At 62.2% G+C, this 15,910-nt stretch carries 16 protein-coding genes and 2 pseudogenes; 8 read left to right on the top strand and 10 right to left on the bottom strand.

Annotated features, from left to right (window positions below):
- The first annotated feature begins 105 nt into the window (after positions 1-105).
- Positions 106-1,665: pseudogene (locus tag ACQ4W6_RS20980) on the top strand (EAL domain-containing protein).
- Positions 1,666-1,735: 70 nt separating this feature from the next.
- Here the strand turns inward: ACQ4W6_RS20980 and ACQ4W6_RS20975 are convergent.
- Positions 1,736-2,443: a serine hydrolase gene (locus ACQ4W6_RS20975; protein WP_436569107.1), complete on the bottom strand. Its 708-nt coding sequence runs from the start codon at positions 2,441-2,443 to the stop codon at positions 1,736-1,738.
- Between ACQ4W6_RS20975 and ACQ4W6_RS20970 the strand changes: the two genes are divergently transcribed.
- Positions 2,386-2,745 carry a DUF1801 domain-containing protein gene (locus ACQ4W6_RS20970; protein ID WP_436569198.1) on the top strand — a complete coding sequence of 120 codons (360 nt, stop codon included), beginning with the start codon at positions 2,386-2,388 and terminating at the stop codon, positions 2,743-2,745. The two genes, ACQ4W6_RS20975 and ACQ4W6_RS20970, sit on opposite strands and share 58 nt — an antisense overlap.
- Positions 2,746-2,817: 72 nt before the next feature.
- Here the strand turns inward: ACQ4W6_RS20970 and ACQ4W6_RS20965 are convergent, their stop codons facing one another.
- Positions 2,818-3,840 carry a DNA-binding protein gene (locus ACQ4W6_RS20965; protein WP_436569106.1) on the bottom strand — a complete coding sequence of 341 codons (1,023 nt, stop codon included), beginning with the start codon at positions 3,838-3,840 and terminating at the stop codon, positions 2,818-2,820.
- A gap of 221 nt (positions 3,841-4,061) precedes the next feature.
- On the opposite strand from ACQ4W6_RS20965, the gene ACQ4W6_RS20960 reads away from it, so the two are divergent.
- Positions 4,062-5,090, top strand: a complete 1,029-nt coding sequence (locus ACQ4W6_RS20960) for a tyrosine-type recombinase/integrase (protein ID WP_436569105.1) — start codon at positions 4,062-4,064, stop codon at positions 5,088-5,090.
- Positions 5,091-5,178: 88 nt separating this feature from the next.
- Here the strand turns inward: ACQ4W6_RS20960 and ACQ4W6_RS20955 are convergent.
- From ACQ4W6_RS20955 to ACQ4W6_RS20940, 4 genes and pseudogenes are all read right to left on the bottom strand, one after another.
- Positions 5,179-5,546: pseudogene (locus tag ACQ4W6_RS20955) on the bottom strand (helix-turn-helix domain-containing protein).
- Between the two features lie 122 nt (positions 5,547-5,668).
- Positions 5,669-6,013 (bottom strand): helix-turn-helix domain-containing protein, encoded by a 345-nt coding sequence (locus ACQ4W6_RS20950; protein WP_436569104.1) that lies wholly within the window; start codon positions 6,011-6,013, stop codon positions 5,669-5,671.
- Positions 6,014-6,021: 8 nt separating this feature from the next.
- Positions 6,022-6,336, bottom strand: a complete 315-nt coding sequence (locus ACQ4W6_RS20945; protein ID WP_436569103.1) for a type II toxin-antitoxin system RelE/ParE family toxin — start codon at positions 6,334-6,336, stop codon at positions 6,022-6,024.
- Positions 6,337-6,406: 70 nt separating this feature from the next.
- A complete protein-coding gene (locus ACQ4W6_RS20940; RefSeq protein ID WP_436569102.1) occupies positions 6,407-7,288 on the bottom strand; it encodes a LysR family transcriptional regulator in 882 nt (293 codons plus the stop codon).
- Between the two features lie 96 nt (positions 7,289-7,384).
- On the opposite strand from ACQ4W6_RS20940, the gene ACQ4W6_RS20935 reads away from it, so the two are divergent.
- Both ACQ4W6_RS20935 and ACQ4W6_RS20930 read left to right on the top strand, forming a co-directional pair.
- Positions 7,385-7,969 carry a GNAT family N-acetyltransferase gene (locus ACQ4W6_RS20935; protein WP_436569101.1) on the top strand — a complete coding sequence of 195 codons (585 nt, stop codon included), beginning with the start codon at positions 7,385-7,387 and terminating at the stop codon, positions 7,967-7,969.
- A gap of 118 nt (positions 7,970-8,087) precedes the next feature.
- Entirely contained in the window at positions 8,088-9,578 is a 1,491-nt protein-coding gene (locus ACQ4W6_RS20930; protein WP_436569197.1) for an MFS transporter, read from the top strand.
- 61 nt (positions 9,579-9,639) lie between these two features.
- On the opposite strand, the gene ACQ4W6_RS20925 is transcribed toward ACQ4W6_RS20930, so the two are convergent.
- A complete protein-coding gene (locus tag ACQ4W6_RS20925) occupies positions 9,640-10,722 on the bottom strand; it encodes an alpha/beta hydrolase (RefSeq protein ID WP_436569100.1) in 1,083 nt (360 codons plus the stop codon).
- Between the two features lie 86 nt (positions 10,723-10,808).
- Positions 10,809-13,088, bottom strand: a complete 2,280-nt coding sequence (locus ACQ4W6_RS20920; protein ID WP_436569099.1) for a heavy metal translocating P-type ATPase — start codon at positions 13,086-13,088, stop codon at positions 10,809-10,811.
- A gap of 98 nt (positions 13,089-13,186) precedes the next feature.
- Between ACQ4W6_RS20920 and cadR the strand changes: the two genes are divergently transcribed.
- From cadR to ACQ4W6_RS20905, 3 genes are read left to right on the top strand one after another with little or no spacing between them, the layout of a single operon-like run.
- Entirely contained in the window at positions 13,187-13,618 is a 432-nt protein-coding gene (gene cadR / locus ACQ4W6_RS20915; RefSeq protein WP_436569098.1) for a Cd(II)/Pb(II)-responsive transcriptional regulator, read from the top strand.
- A complete protein-coding gene (locus tag ACQ4W6_RS20910) occupies positions 13,618-14,307 on the top strand; it encodes a hypothetical protein (protein ID WP_436569097.1) in 690 nt (229 codons plus the stop codon). Before cadR ends, ACQ4W6_RS20910 begins: the two co-directional genes overlap by 1 nt.
- A gap of 42 nt (positions 14,308-14,349) precedes the next feature.
- Positions 14,350-14,670 (top strand): hypothetical protein, encoded by a 321-nt coding sequence (locus ACQ4W6_RS20905; RefSeq protein WP_436569096.1) that lies wholly within the window; start codon positions 14,350-14,352, stop codon positions 14,668-14,670.
- Positions 14,671-14,824: 154 nt separating this feature from the next.
- On the opposite strand, the gene ACQ4W6_RS20900 is transcribed toward ACQ4W6_RS20905, so the two are convergent.
- Positions 14,825-15,205 (bottom strand): hypothetical protein, encoded by a 381-nt coding sequence (locus tag ACQ4W6_RS20900; protein WP_436569095.1) that lies wholly within the window; start codon positions 15,203-15,205, stop codon positions 14,825-14,827.
- 131 nt (positions 15,206-15,336) lie between these two features.
- Positions 15,337-15,888, bottom strand: a complete 552-nt coding sequence (locus ACQ4W6_RS20895) for a DUF4142 domain-containing protein (RefSeq protein ID WP_436569094.1) — start codon at positions 15,886-15,888, stop codon at positions 15,337-15,339.
- Positions 15,889-15,910 lie beyond the last annotated feature (22 nt).

Genomic DNA, 15,910 nt, shown 5'->3' with positions numbered 1-15,910 from the left:
AGATCCGCGTGCGCCGGGCGTGCGTGTAATATGATTCCACAAAGAAATACATATCAATCATATAACTACCAATGCTGAGCATCAGTCACGGCACAGGAGGCGCGCATGCGCAGGAAACGCATTATCATCATCGGCGCGCTGGTCGCGTTCGCTGGCGTGGCCGCGCCGCTGGGCCTGACCTGGCACTGGTCGCAGCAGCGCGCCGTGGCCGCCGAGCAACAGCGATTGCGCTTCCTGGCCAGCAAGGCGTTGCAGCGCGCCGAGCGCACCTTCCGCGACGCCAGCGCCGCCTTGCACAGCTTTGCGCCGCTGATGGATGCGCCGTGCTCGGACGCGCATATCTTGAACATGCGCCGCACCACCGTGCGCACGCGCAGCATCGACGATATCGGCTACGTTGAAAATGGCGTGCTGAAATGTACCTCCAGCGGCATGGAGCGCGAACGCATCAAGGTCAGTCCGCCGCAATTCCTGCTGGCCAACGGCGTGGGCGTGGATATCGACCTGCATCCATCTGTGAGCGCCGGCAAGAAAATGGTCGGCGTGGCGTACCTGTCGCACAAGGTGCTGATCGACCCGGTGCGCTTTGCCGATGTGCTCATGGACGAGGACATCCAACTGGCCGTGGCCACCAAGAGTGGGGCACTGCTGGGCACCTTGCACGGTCCCGATCCCGCGCTGGTGAAGGCGCTGATGGCTGCGGGAGAATCCGGCAGCGATGCCGGCGCCATCTACGCCGTGCTGCACAGCGACGCCCTGACAGCCATCGTCATCGAGCCGCGCAGCAAGCTCGAAGCGCGCTTGCGCAACGAGCAGATCGTGCTGCTGCCGCTGGGTTTGCTGTTTGCCGCGCTCAGCGTCGCCGCCGTGGTGTGGCTGTCGCGGCGCCGCCTGTCGCTGCGTGGCGAGCTGAAAATCGCCGTCGACAAGCGCGAATTCTTTATCCACTATCAACCCATCATCGCACTCGACACGGGCGCCTGCGTGGGCGCCGAGGCGCTGATACGCTGGCGCCGTCCCGACGGCAGCATGATACGCCCCGACCTGTTCATCCCCGTGGCCGAGGAAAGCGCGCTGATACTGCCGATTACCGACTAGGTCATAGCCTGCGTCATCGCCGACCTGCGCGATGCGCTGGTGGCCGACCGCGCCTTGCACATTGCGATCAACCTGTGCGCCAGCGATATCGAAACGGGCAGGGTGCTCGACGTGCTTGACCGCTCGCTGGCCGGCACGGGCATCGAGGCGCAGCAAATCTGGCTGGAAGCGACCGAGCGGGGCTTCATCAACGTCGAGGCGGCGCGCGCCACCATCGAAAAAGCCCGCGCACGCGGCCATGCGGTGGCCATCGACGACTTCGGCACGGGCTACTCCAGCTTGTCGAGCCTGCAAAACCTGCCGCTCGATGCCTTGAAAATCGACAAATCGTTCGTCGACACCATCGGCACGGACGCGGCCACCAGCAGCGTCACGCCACACATCATCGCCATGGCGCGCAGTTTGAACATGCTGATCGTGGCCGAAGGCATCGAAACCCAGGCGCAAGCCGATTACTTGCTGGAACGCAAGGTCGAGTACGGCCAGGGCTGGCTGTTTGCAAAAGCGCTGCCGGCAGCGGACTTCCTGGCGCTTTACGCGGCCCGCCGCCCGCCGCCCGCCGCATGAACGGCGCCGCGCATTGGCCCTATCCTTTGCCGCCGCTGCGCGTGCCGGGCGCCTGGACAGGCCATGCCGGCTATGGCTTGCGCTTGGCCGGCATGGCCTGGCCGTTCTGCTGCAATACCACGCCAGTGATGGCGCCCTGGGCGTCGCGCTGGAATACCAGTTGCGCTTCGACCACCTTGTAGAAGAAGGTGTCTTTCGCGCTGGCGAACACGGGCGCTTCGCCCTGGCCGGTGGCGCCCACCAGCAAGCCAGCGGGTCCCTGGCGCACGCTCAGTACGAAAGCAGGCGCCAGCGCATACTGACCCGTGTACTGCGCCAGCTCAGCGGGCGCAATGGCGATTTCCTTTGGTGCCGGGCCAGGCTTTTTCACGGTCGGCAGGCTGCCGGGCAGTAGCACGCCGATGCCCAGCCCATCGACTTCGCGCGAGGTACTGCTCAGTACCACCACGCCCCGCTGGCCGTCCAGGGTGTAGCCGGCAAAACTGGCATAGCCGCCCGTCTGCCCGTTATGCCAGGCGAAAGGCTGGCCCTTGACCTGGTCGAGCATCCATGCCAGGCCGATCTTTTTCACGCCGTCGCCATCGCCTTCACCGGCCAGCACCTGGCGCGGCTGCACGGCCAGTTGTTGCGCCGGAGCGGCTGTTTGCATGTACGACTGCATATAGGCAATCAGGTCGCGTGCGCTCGAACGCACGGCGCCAGCCCCGCGATGGCCTGGAAATCCCAGTTCGACGCTGGCTTGCCATCGGCCAGGTGGCCAGGCGCCAGGTGCGCGCACTGATCCACCAGGCGGACCCGGGCGTGCTGGAAGAGGTCAAATGGCGCGGCGTGCCCATCTGGTCGCACGCGGGCATTATTTGCACGGGCGAAACGTACAAGCTGGCCGTGAAACTGACCTTTGCCAAGGGCGCCGCCTTGCCGGACCCGGCCGCGTTGTTCAATGCCAGCCTGGAAGGCAATACGCGCCGCGCCATCGACATCCACGCAGGCGAAACGGTCGATGCCACGGCATTCAAGGCACTCATACGCGCCGCCGTGGCCCCGAATACGGCGCCCAAAGCCAAACGGCCTGTCACTTGAATGGCATGCCACGATTTTCTGCCGGCCCTCAGGAGTGCGGGCGGCGTGCTCTTGTCAAGGGTGAGTACAGGTTCAACTATCGCGCTGCGCCCGCGTTTCGGCCAGCAGCGCCAGCCTGGCGGCCATGCCAGCGTTGTCACGCAGCAAGGCGTCGCGCTCCTGCGCCAGCGTTTGCGCGCTGTGCTGCGATGTTTTTGTATTTTCCGCCAGCATGTCGAGCTGCCGGTCTTGCGCGGCCAGCGCCACCTTGGCGTCGCCGAGCGCGTGCAGGGCCGTGTCCAGCTTGGCCAGCAGGGCGTCGGCGGATGCGGCCGCCTGCAGGTATTGAAACTCGAACTGGTCGCGTTCGGGACGCACGGTCGCCAACGCCGCGCGGCCGGCGGCTGCCTCGGCAGACAGGCGCGCCTGTTCCGCCTGCAACTGCGCCAAACGCATGTCTTGCTGCACCAGGGTCGCTTGCTGGCCTTGCAGCCGCTGCTGCAATTGCGCGCTTTCCTGCTCCAGCCGGCTTTCGCGCTGCTGCGCCTGCGTACGTTCCTCGCTGCGCTGGGCGGCTGACGCTTGCTGGTAATGATCGAATTGCGAGCGCACCTGCGCCAACTGGCGGTTCAGGGCGGCGATTTCCTCGCCGCGGTCGGCCAGGCGCTGCGCCAAGCCCGCGTTATCGCTGTGCAAGGTGGCCAGGGTGACGGCGCGGAAATGGTGCTCTTCCTTCAGTTGCGCCAGCGCGTGCTGCGTGGCGCGCAATTCCTGGGTGAGGGCGGCGCGCACCTCCGTCAGCTTCAGGCGCTCGGTTTCCGTCTTTTTCAGTTTTTCCGTGGCCGCATCTAGTTCGGCGCGGTTTTGCTGCATACCCGTTTCCAGCTGCTGCGCTACGTCGCGCTGCTGCTTGTCATATACGCCGCGCATCGCTTCCATCAGCTCAGCCGGCAAGCCCGCTTCCGTCTTGACGGCGCCCACGCCCTGGAACTCTTCCTTCCAGCGTTTCAGCAGGGGCGCGATGGTGCTCTTGCTGCCCGTGCTGCCCAGCGCTTCACGCACATTGTCGACCGTGGGATTACGCCCATCGGCAGCGACGATTTGGGCTGCCTTCATAACATCAGAGTACAGAATACCGGTGCGGGCCATAAAACCACCTATGAGCGAAATTTAGTAACGTATTACATGATACGTAATATGGAATAATATTACGATATAAATTTTACTAATTTTTCAGAAAATTAAGACGCGATAAGATCGCTTATCGCGTGTTATGACCTTGGTTTGCGTGGTATCCTGCGACCCTCCCAGTACAAAAGCGTGATTTCGCCGATTCCATGCCCGATCTGCCCCTCTCGAAACGCCGGGCCGCCGCCCCCAAAATCGCCGCCGCTACCGCCGTGCCCGCCGTACCAGTCCACGGCGCCCTGATCGATGCGGAACTGGCCGCGCGCCACCAGGCCTTCCTGGCGGCGGCCACGTCGGACAACACGCGCCGCACCTACCGCTCGGCGATTCGCCACTTTCAGGCGTGGGGTGGGGCACTTCCCGCCGATGAGTCCAGCGTCATCCGCTACCTGCTGGCATACGCCGGCAGCCTGAACGCGCGCACCCTGGCCCTGCGCCTGACGGCTCTGTCGCAATGGCATGTGTATCAGGCGTTTGCCGACCCCGCGTCCACGCCCACCGTGCGCAAGACCCTGGCTGGCATCGCCCGCCTGCACGGCAAGCCGAAAAAGAAGGCCAAGGCACTGCCACTGGAAGACCTGGAGTTGATCGTTGCCACACTGGCTGCGCTGGGCAGCATCAAGGCCTTGCGCGACAGCGCCTTGCTACAACTGGGCTTTTTTGGCGGTTTTCGGCGTAGCGAGCTGGTGGGATTAAGGCTGGAAGATGTGAGTTGGGAGCCGCAGGGCATGGTGATCACCTTGCCGCGTTCGAAAACGGACCAGCTGGGCGAGGGCATCGTCAAGGCGATACCGTTTGGCGACGGCGTCTGCTGCCCGGCCACGGCCTTGCGCGCGTGGCTGGCGGCAGCACAGATCAGCGCCGGGCCGCTCTTGCGCACCGTCAATCAATGGGGGCATGTGAGTATGAAGGCGCTGCACGCGAGCAGCATCAACACCATACTGGAAGGCTGCGCGAAGCTGGCGGGGCTCGATTATGTGCCGGACTTGTCGAGCCACAGCCTGCGCCGGGGCATGGCCACCAGCGCGCACCGGGCGGGTGCCGATTTCCAGGCCATCAAGCGCCAGGGCGGCTGGCGCCACGACGGCACCGTGCATGGCTATATAGAAGAGGCGGGACGCTTTGAGGAGAATGCGGCCGGCAGCCTGTTGAAGGCGAAGAAGAAGCCAGCTGTTTGATGCAGTGCATGAGTGGCATCGCCAGTCGATGAGCGCCTTGGGGTCTATCAAGTGCGGCAGATGCTGAAATCAGCGTCGCCCGGGCCAGTCAGGCTGCGTTCAAGCCCTGTCGTATCAGCACTTCGGCAGGGATGCCCAGAGCGCTATTCAAACGCACGATCATCGGCAGCGTAAGAGGGCGCTTGCCGTTGAGGATTTCATACACGCGATTCAAGCGCCCGATCATGGGTTGCAGATCCTTTGGCGCCAGGCCTTCTGCTCCATGCTGAATTTGATGGCATCGATTGGGCTCGGCAACTCCATGGGGAAGTGGCGCGCTTCATAGGCTTCCACGAGGGTTGCCAGCACATCGAGCCGGTCACCATCAGGCGTGCCAAACTCGGCAGACATCAAGGACGCGACGTCCCGTAGCGCGGCGCGGTAGTCCTCTTCAGTGCGGATGGGTTTGATGTCCATGATGGCTCCTTAAATTGTCTGTGCATCGATGGCATCGTATTCATGGTAGCCCCACTGGAACTAAGGTCAAGACTGGTTACGGACCACCAACGCGGGCAGGAAATAGGTGCAGTGCTGACAACTCAACTTGCAGCAACAGCGATTCCGCGTGCCTTGACATCTTGAAGAGAGCGCTTGAACGCTTTCAAATGCTTAGTTGCAAAAAGTTGATTTCTACCCACTTCACCAGATGCTCTAATCCGTCCATGGCTAACATGGCGACGGAAAGTAGATATCGACACGCCTAAATACTCAGCTGCTTCCAGTGCCGTAAATTCATCCTCGGCAAGGTGGCCAAATACTTGATCATGAGAAAAATTCTCCCCCTGAGTACTTGGCGAAGCAAGTAACGCAAAAAACCTGGCACGCTCATTGGAGCCCAGTTGCGTAAAATTTTTATAGACAGCTTCAGCGGTGACTTGGCTCATGGTGGACCTCATTTTAGATATTTTTTAAGGGCTGCATAGAAGTTTTCATGTGAACCCAATTGGTAAAAATCAATCAGTAACAGTTCTATATTCACACCTTCCGCCTTGAGCTCCTCGTTCGTAGGCGGACGGTAAGCCATTAAATACTGCTGGTGATTGTGTGTAAATTTATACACACAGATACCTTGCAGATCCCCGGTCTTGGGCTCACCAATGCTGGGATCTTCACAGACAAACTCAACCGCATCCTCAATGACCAATTGAAATGGATTGTGTTGCTTCTTTACGAATGCTACGAAGGGCGGCTTGTAGATCGGTATCATATTATGAGTTCTTAATTACTCAAATATGAGTATATATGAGGCCACAACCTCTTGCAATACACGAATGTCATCACCCACGCGGACCATCGAACAGCAATTCGGCCAGCCTTGTCGTCAGCCACAAGCTCGTTTCGCTGAGTTTCTTGCCGTGCAGGGCTAGCCGGCGCACGGGCAGGCGCGACAGGGCCAGGGCGGGGCAGGGGACTTCCTGCAAATAGCCCTTGTAGTTGTCGTAGTTGGCGATGTTCAGGGGCAGGATGGCCCAGCCCAGCTCGTCGGCCACCATTTCCGCGATACTGTAAAAACTGTCGGAAAACCAGACGGCGGGGCTGAATGCGTGTTCGCGGTTCAGCTCTGAATCCATGATCAGCTGGCGGTAGCGGGTCAGCTCGTTGCGGCTGATTTCCTTGCCGTGCGCCATCGGGTGGCCCTTGGCGACGAACACGCCCTGCGCCACGCTGCCGATATGCTGCTGCTCCAGCACGGGCGATATCGGGCCACGGTCGAAGTGGAAGGCCACGTCCGCCTGCTGCTGCTCCACGTATTGCGCCACTTCCGAAGCCGTGGCGTTGAGCATGACCAGTTCCAGCGCCGGGTAGCGCGCCGCCAATTCTTTCACCAGGGTACTGATGGCCAGGTAGGGCAGGGCTTCGTCCAGCGCCAGGGTTAGCCGCGCCTCCGGCGCCACGCTCAGCAATTGGGCGCGCAGCTGCAAGCGCTCGGCCTGGCGCAGCAGTTCGCACGCTTCCAGGTACATCACCTTGCCCGCTTCCGTCAGCACGGCGCTGCGGCGCGAGCGGTCGAACAGTTCCACGCCGAATTCCGCTTCCAGCAAGCCGATCGAGGTACTGACCACCGATTGCGCGCGGCCCAGCCTGCGCGCCGCGCCCGAGAAAGAACCGGCCGCGACGGCCGCCTCGAAGTAACGCATTTGTTCCAAAGTCCATTGCATGACGTCAGCCTATCTGTTTTACAGATGGATTTTAACTTGAATGCCATTCAGGGACGACATAAAATGACTTTCACATTCAACAACACGAGATCCGCCATGAAAAACGCTCAACACAATACGCCCGCCATCAGCTTCAGCTGGTGCCACGATGCCACGCAGGAAGATACGCTGTGCAAGTTATATCTTGATAACGTCAGCGCCGACTATATCTCCCATTCGGAATTGCAGGGCGAGCGTGCCGATGCACCTGGCAACTGGCGTGCGGACTTGCCTGAGGTCATCCGTGGCGAAATCCGCGCCGCCCTGTCGCATGACTGGGAGCATGGCGATTCGACCCTGCTGGCCGTCGCCACTGCTGGCGACGCCATCGTCGGCATGGCCCTCGTGTCCATCGACACGCGCCAGCGCGCCTCGAAATCGTTTGCCGCGCTGGACGACCTGGTCCTGTTGCCCTCCGTGCGTGGCAGCGGCATCGGCAGCCTGCTGGTGGAATGGGTGGCAGCCGAACTGCGCAGCCACGGCATCGCCCGTTTGTTCCTCGAATGCGGCGCGCACAACCTGACGGCGCAGAAATTCTTTCAGGGACGTGGCTTCAAGCAAGTGTCCGTCGTCATGCTGCGCGAACTGGACGCAGCGGATGCCGCCGCTGCAGTCGATGACCAGGAGGCTGACCGTGGCTGACGAGCGTTGCCCCCGACAAAACCAGGCCCGCGGCAGCCTGGAACGTAAATATTTGCGCAGTACCAAATTCATCCATACCGATAGTTGTTAAAGAATACATGAGTTACCTATGCATCCAATGAAAAAATGGCTGACGCTGGCCATCGTCTCCAGCGCCTTGTTCCTGATCGTGGTCGACATGACCGTGCTCTACACTGCCTTGCCCGCGCTGACGCGCGACTTGCAGGCATCGTCCTCGCAAAAACTGTGGATCATCAACGTGTACGCGCTGGTCGTCTCCGGTCTGTTGCCCGGCCTCGGCACCCTTGGTGACCGATTGGGCCATAAACCTGTCTTTCTTGCCGGCCTGGCCGTTTTCGGCATCGCCTCGCTGTGCGCCGCGTTTTCGCCCGCGCCAGAATGGCTGATCTTTGCCCGCGTCTTGCTGGCCATCGGCGCCGCGCTGATGATGCCGGCCACCCTGTCCATCATTCGCCTGACCTTCAGCGACAGCCGCGAGCGTTCGTTCGCCATTGGCGTGTGGGCCGCCATCGCCTCGGGCGGCGCCGCCTTCGGCCCCGTGCTGGGCGGTTTCCTGATGGAACATTACTGGTGGGGTTCAGTCTTCCTGATCAACGTGCCTATCGTGCTGCTGACCGTGGTGCTGGCTGCCGTCGTCTTGCCGAAACGGGCAGGCAACCGCGACAAGCCGTGGGATCTGGCCGGTTCGCTGCAAATCATGATGAGTCTGCTCGGTGGCGTATATGCCATCAAGGAACTGGGCAAGCCATCGCCAGCGTATGCGATTGCCGCCGCAGCTTTCGCCGTGAGCGCCTTCTTCATGCTGACCTTCGTGCGCCGCCAGAAGCGCCAGGCCAAGCCGCTGATCGACTTCGCCCTGTTCCGCGAGCTGCCGTTTTCCAGCGCCGTGGCTGCCGCCATGGTGGCCTCGGCCGCCCTGATCGGCATGGAACTGGCGCTGAGCCAGCACATGCAGCTGGTGCGCGAACTGTCGCCGCTGGAAGCGGGCCTGCTGCTGTTGCCGCTGCCGCTGGCGTCCGTGTTTGCGGGGCCATTGACGGGCTTCATGCTGCCGCGCGCCGACAAGGCCATGGTCTTGTGGGGTTCACTGTTGCTGTCCGGCATAGGCATGGCCAGCTATCTGCTGCTGCATGATGCCGCCGTCTCGGCGCAAGTGGCCAGCCTGGTGATTCTGGGCCTGGGCCTGGGCGCCGTCATGACGGCTGCGTCGAGCGCCGTGATGCTGAACGTGGCGCCGCAGCAAGCGGGCATGGCCGCCTCGATCGAGGAAGTGTCGTACGAGCTGGGCGCAGTGATCGGCGTCACCGTGCTGGGCACCATCCTGTCGGCCGTCTACAGCGCCACCCTGGTGATCCCGGAAAGCGTGGGCGTGTTGCCTGACGTACATGACACGCTTGACGCGGCACTGCTGGCCGCCGAACAATTGCCGGCCGAACTGGGCTTGCAAGTGTCGGAACTGGCCCGTTCGGCCTTCGACAAGGCGTTCATTGTCGTGCTGGCCACGGCCTCTGCCATCCTGATAACGGCAGCGGCAACCATCCGCCACTTGCATCTGCGCGCCCACCGCGCCACGGGCGCCGCGGCCTGATCCATGGGACCTTGCGCCCCAGAAATGCTTCCCTGACCACGGGCAGAGTTGCTGTGGCGCCTTAGTGCAGCAGCGGTGCTATTTGCTCGCGCAAAGTCAGCCATTGGGCGTCCAGCACAGCTTGGTTGGGGTCATGCCCGGCCCGTTTTACCAGGGTAAAACCCTTGTGCGGCGCGGTGATGCTATCAAAATAGCGGCGCGCGATGGCCGGCGAAGCCAGCAGATCTTCTTCTCCCATCACGAGGAAGACGGGCAGCTCAAAACGCGTGCCCAGCGCGGGCAGGTCGACTGTCGAGAACATGCCATCGCCGTGCATGCCGATGAACTGGAGATACGAGTAATCATCGGCCGCTTCCGCGTCGGCCAGCGCCTGTGGCGTGGCGTAGAACGGCGCGGGCTGCCACCAGTGTTTCGGCGGCGCATCCGTTGCCAGCGCTTCATACTTGCGGTCAACGCGGCGCAGGATGCCGAAATTGCGCGGGTCGCGCCAAGGCGGCGGGCCCAGCACTGCCAGTTTTTCCACGGTGGCCGCATCCCTTGCCGCTTGCGCCAGCGCAAGGACGCGGCGGTACATATCGGCCATGTTTTGCTGCGAGTCGACCACCTGTGCCGTGCCGATATACGCGTGGAACAGTTCCGGGCGCGCCTTTGCCATGTGTACGCCGAGGATGGAACCCCAGGAACTGCCCATCAGGATGACTTTTTGCTGGCCCAGGCGCTGGCGAAAATAGTTGACTACGGCGATGCCGTCGTCGCGCATTTGCGCCACGCTCAAAGGCACATCGTCGGACGGGCGCTGTTTCGTGTAAGTCATGCCGGCGCCGCGCTGGTCCCACTGCACCAGGGTGTAATCGTGCTGCCAGCGGCCGTAGAGGGCGTCCGCAAACGGACTCAAGGGATTACCAGGGCCGCCGTGCAGGAACAGGATCACGGGGTTGCTGCAGGCAGCGCCCGCCACCGTGATCCATTGCTCGATGCCATTGATCGGCACGTAACCTTGTTCGCGGATGGCCTGGTCCGGCGCGGCGCAGATGGAACTGGCAGCCACGGCGGGTTCGGCGTGCAAGGCCGCATGTGGCAACAGCATGGCCAGCAAGGTACACACGCGTGTCAGGCGGTAGCGCGTTATTGCCAAAGGTGTCATCAGCTTACCTGGCTGGCTGTTGAGGTCAGCCGCCAAAGTAGCGTTTTTTACACCAAGTGTCCAGCTTGAAATACTTCTGCGATGATTTAGTTGGCCTTGCTGGCGCGCAGCAGCCGCAGCCCGTTCGCCACCACCAGCAGGCTGGCACCCACGTCGGCAAACACGGCCATCCACAAAGTCGCCATGCCGGCCAGGGCCAGGGCGAAGAAGACGGCCTTGATGCCGATGGCAAAGCTGATGTTTTGCACGAGGATGGTGCGCGTGCGCTGGCTCAGGAGGATGAATTCGGGCAATTTGCCCAGTTCATCATCCATCAGGGCCACGTCGGCCGTCTCGATGGCCGTGTCGCTGCCGGCCGCGCCCATGGCGAAGCCGATGTCCGCCTGTGCCAGGGCGGGCGCGTCGTTGACGCCGTCGCCCAGCATGGCCACCACACCAAATTGCTGCTGCAAGGCCTTGATTTCATCGAGCTTGTTTTCCGGCAGCAATTCCGCCTTGACCAGGCTGATACCCACGTCAAGCGCAATGCGCTGCGCCGTCAACAGGTTGTCGCCCGTCAGCATCACGGTAGTCACGCCCAGCGCGTTCAGTCTGGTGATGGCGGCGGCGGCTGTCGGGCGCAGCACGTCGGCCACGGCGATCACGCCCAGCGCACCGGCTGGCGTGGCCAGCACCATGGCCGTGTAGGCTTGCTGTTCCAGCCGTGCCAGCACGGCTTGCAGTTCCGGGCTGAGCAAGTTCAAATCCGTCATCAGGCGCGCATTGCCCAGGTAATACGTCTGGCCATCGATACTGCCGCGCACGCCGCGCCCGTGCAGGGCGGCAAACTGGGCGACTGGCAAGTGGCTGCTGGCGGGCGGGCCCGCCTTGACGATGGCGGCGGCCAGCGGATGGGCGGAATGCGCGTCCAGGCTGGCCGCCAGCAGCAACACGGCGTCGCCGCTGCTGCCAGCAAGCGCCACCACGTCCGTGACGGCTGGCTTACCCATGGTCAGGGTGCCCGTCTTGTCGACGGCGATGGCCTTGATGCGGTAGCCCGTTTCCAGGAATTGTCCGCCTTTTACGAGGATGCCGCGCCGCGCGGCCGCCGTCAGGCCGCTGACCACGGTGACAGGCGTGGAAATAACCAGCGCGCACGGGCAGGCGATCACCAGCATCACCAATGCCTTGTAGACCCACGCCAGGAATGGCGCGCCCAGCAGCAGAGGGGGCAAGATAGCCACCAGGATGGCAAATACCACCACGGCCGGCGTGTAGTAGCGGGCGAAATTGTCGACAAAGCGCTGCGTGGGCGCCTGCTTGCCCTGCGTTTCCTCGATCACCTTGACGATCTTGGCCAGGGTGCTGTTGCCGCTGTTGGCTGTCACAGTGATGTCGAGCACGCCCCGTTCATTGATGGTGCCGGCATACACCACGTCGCCTGCGGTCTTGTCGACCGGCATGCTTTCGCCCGTGATCGGCGCCTGGTTGACGGACGACTCGCCGCTCTGCACGACGCCGTCCAAGGCGATGCGCTCGCCCGGTTTCACGCGCATGGTGGTGCCGATGGCCACTGACGCCACGGGTACCTGCTGCCATGCAGCGTTGGCATCGGCCACCGTGGCCACGTCGGGCGCCAGCTGCATCAGGCTGTGGACGGCGTTGCGGGCGCGGTTCAGCGACAAGCCTTCGATCAGTTCGGCAATGGCGAACAGAAAAATGACCATGGCCGCTTCGGGCCACTGGCCGATGGCGACGGCGCCGATGACCGCCAGGCTCATCAGGAAATTGATGTTCAGAGTGAAACTTTTCAGGGCGATCCAGCCTTTTTTCAGCGTTGTCCAGCCGCCCGTGGCGATCGACAGCAGGGCCAGGGCGATGACCAGTGGCGAACTGTCTGCGTGCGTAGTCCACGCCAGCGCTTCGGCACCAAACGCGGCCAGCCCGGAGACGATCAGCAAGCCTTTCTGCATGCCGCTCAGCCTGCCTTCGTTCGGATCGCGCACGACGGCAGCGCCCGCATCCATGGGCACGGCTTGCATGCCGATGCCGTGCAGCGCCGCTTCCACCGTGGCCAGCGAGGGCAGGGTGTGGTGCACGTCCAGCACGCGGTTCATCAGGTTGAAATCGAGGCCCACCACGCCCGCCAGGCTGCCCAGCTTGTTGCGGATCAAGCGTTCTTCCGTGGGGCAATCCATGTTGGCGATGCGGTATTTCGCCGTCTGCGCGCCGGCGATGGGCGCGCTGGGCAGGGCTGGCGCCGCATGGGCGGCAGGTGCACTGGAGCAGGCATGCTGGCTGGAACAACAACTGGCGGCCTTGGGCACGGCGGCTGGCTCGTGGTCGCGAGTGTGGTCATGAGCATGGTTATGGCTGTCGTGCGGCATCGCATCATCCTTCAGGATTCGTGTATGCTTCCATTAGAAACCCTGTAGCCGCTACAGGGTCAAGCAAAATTTGCATGTTGGAATGAGAAGAGGATGCCATGCGTATCGGAGAACTGGCCAAACGGACAGATTGTGACGTGGAAACCGTGCGTTACTATGAAAAGGCGGGCCTGCTGCAGGAGCCCGGGCGCAACAGCGCCGGTTACCGCGAATACAAGGACGAGCACCAGGAACGGCTGCAATTCATCCGCCACTGCCGCTCGCTGCAGATCGGCCTAGCCGATATCCGCGCCTTGCTGGAATTTAAGAACAATCCCGCAGAAGGTTGCCAGAGCGTTAATGAATTGCTCGACCACCATATCTTGCGCATCGCCGAGCAAATGGCGAACTTGCAAACCTTGCAGCAGCAACTGGTAACCCTGCGCCACCAGTGCGACCAGCCACAGCCATCGCAAGACTGCGCCATTTTACAAAACCTGTCCGAGGCTGCCAACGGCCACGACTGCGCTTGCCATACCGAATTGCACTGATGCCATTGATGCCATTGGTGCATGCTGAACTGCTGTCCCTACCCGTACTATTAACCCTCTCGCTGCTGTCCGGTCTGGCCCACGCTGCCGAGCCAGCCCATTATCTGACGCTGTACCGCGTGCCCGGCGTGCCGCGCACGGACGATCCGTATACCTGGAGCACGGCCGGCGGCAGCCAGCTGGTGAAGGGCTTGACGAATGCGCAAGGGCAGGCATTCGTCCAGCCGGCCGACGGCGAGGAAGAGTACGTCCTGGAAACACTTAGCATGCGCTGGGCGTTCAGCGTTCCGGCCCGTTGCTGGCAGGAACAGCCAACCGCCCTGCAGCAATGCATGCAAGGGCAGCAAAGCGCCAGCCGCTACGATATCGAGCAGGACGCGGCGAAACTGGAGCGCGAGAAAGAACATCAGGCCAGGGGAGCTGCCTACGGGCAAGCGGCCCAGGCCAATGACGATGCATTGGCCTGGCTGGGCAAGCTGCCGGCCGTCTGGTCTACGCAGGAGCACGCCAGGCGCTTGCTGGCCGTGAGCGAACAGATACAAAAGCATATCGCCAGCGGCTTGCGGCAAGGCGGGCACGATGTGCGCACCTTCGCCTGTCAGCCGCCCACCAGGTATGGCACGCTGCCGCAGCAGCAAGCCGTGCTGGCCTATCTGCTGCAGCCGCTACCCGTGCTGCACGCCGGGTAGGCATGGGACGAACTGGTCGCAGCGGCCGCACAAGGCAACTGGATGGCGCGCCTGGAAGTTTATTACGCGCTGGCTGGCCGCAAGGTGGGCGAACTGAGCTACCTGGAGCAGGCGCGCCTGGTGAAATTGATGGAATGGCTGCAGCGGCGCGAAATCGGCGGCCTGTATAGTTTCTTTGCCGCCAGCACCGTGCGCAATAGCGAGCTGCTGGAAAGAGTGGAGCGCCTGGCCGCCATGCAGGGCAGCGTCAGCGACCAGCGCGTCGTGGGCACGCTGTTGCAAGGGGAGGGCGATCCTGCGCTGGTGGCAGCAGGCAAGAAGATGCTGGCTTGCGCGGCCAGCGCCATGGCATCGGCGCGCTGATGCGGTCAGTGCAGCGCAGCGCGCTGCACCGCAGCGTGCATGGCGCAGGCGCCGAGGAGGTATGGAAATGGCGGAAGTGGGGGGCATGGGCACACAGGGCGCGTCGCTCCACGGTCCGCGCAGCTATTTCTCTTTTGATATCACGGCACCCCGCTCATGCGCATTGCGGCAAGGTCCAGCCTTCATAGCCCATGTCGGTCGGGTAGATGGCGCGGTGACTGGCCCAACGGGCATGGTCGAGGATGCCATCTTCATGCATGTCCAGCACCCATTCCGTGCTTTCCAGCATGCTGCCATCCTTGTGATACACGCGGAAGTAGCTAGCCGTGCTGAGCGCGCGCACGATGTTGTGCGCCATGCCGTTGCCATAGTGCGGCACGTAGGTCTTGATCACGCACACGCCGTTATCGCTCCATTGCTGGGCATACACGGTGGCGTTGCGCGCTGCGGACACTTTGATGAACAGCCAGCCTGCCAGCAGGATGGTGAGCACGATGGCAGCGGAAATCAGGCCGGTTTTCTTGAGTAGCTGCATGGAATCATGGCGTCGCCAAAAACGATAATGCCGCATTGTATGCCAGGAGGGGAAATACTTGCCGTACAGCACGTACAGCAAGTATTTATCCGCTTATTACACTTTTCTGTCCTGCTGACTATTTCTGCTGTCTATTTCGACAATGCCGCGTGCAGGGCATTGGCCATCTCCAGGTGATGCTGCAATGCGGGCAAGTTTTTGCTGGCAAAGGCCTTGATGTCGGGATCGCTGGCTTTCTGGCTGGCATCGGTGAACAGCTTGACGACATCCCTGTGCGCGGCCACGCCGATGCTGGCCGCGTATTCCGCGTCAAACTGCTTGCCTTCCAGGCGGCTCAGCTTGTCGATCTGTACCTTGTGCCTGGCACCGGGCTGGTCGCTGACCTCGATCTGCTTGCTGCTGGCCAGCTGTTTCAATTCGTCGGCCACTTTCGTATGCTCGGTCACCATGGCATCGGCGAATTTCTTCACGTCCCCGTTGCTGCTCTTGCTTTGCGCCACTTTGCTGGCGGCAATTTCCGTACTGCCTGCGTCGGCAGCCTTGCTAAGGAATTGCTTGTCGTATGCGCCGGGCGCGGCGGCAGCGATGCTGTCGATGGCGATGCCGCTCAAGAGCGCCACGGTGGCGCCGATGGCCACGCTTTTCAAGGAAGGGATATGGGAACTGGTGGTTGAAATGCGCATGGAAAATCCTTTCGTGACTGGG

Origin of the sequence: Janthinobacterium woesei, from assembly GCF_051380875.1 — a bacterium.
Lineage (GTDB): Bacteria > Pseudomonadota > Gammaproteobacteria > Burkholderiales > Burkholderiaceae_D > Janthinobacterium.
This window is presented reverse-complemented; position numbering and strand designations above follow the sequence as displayed.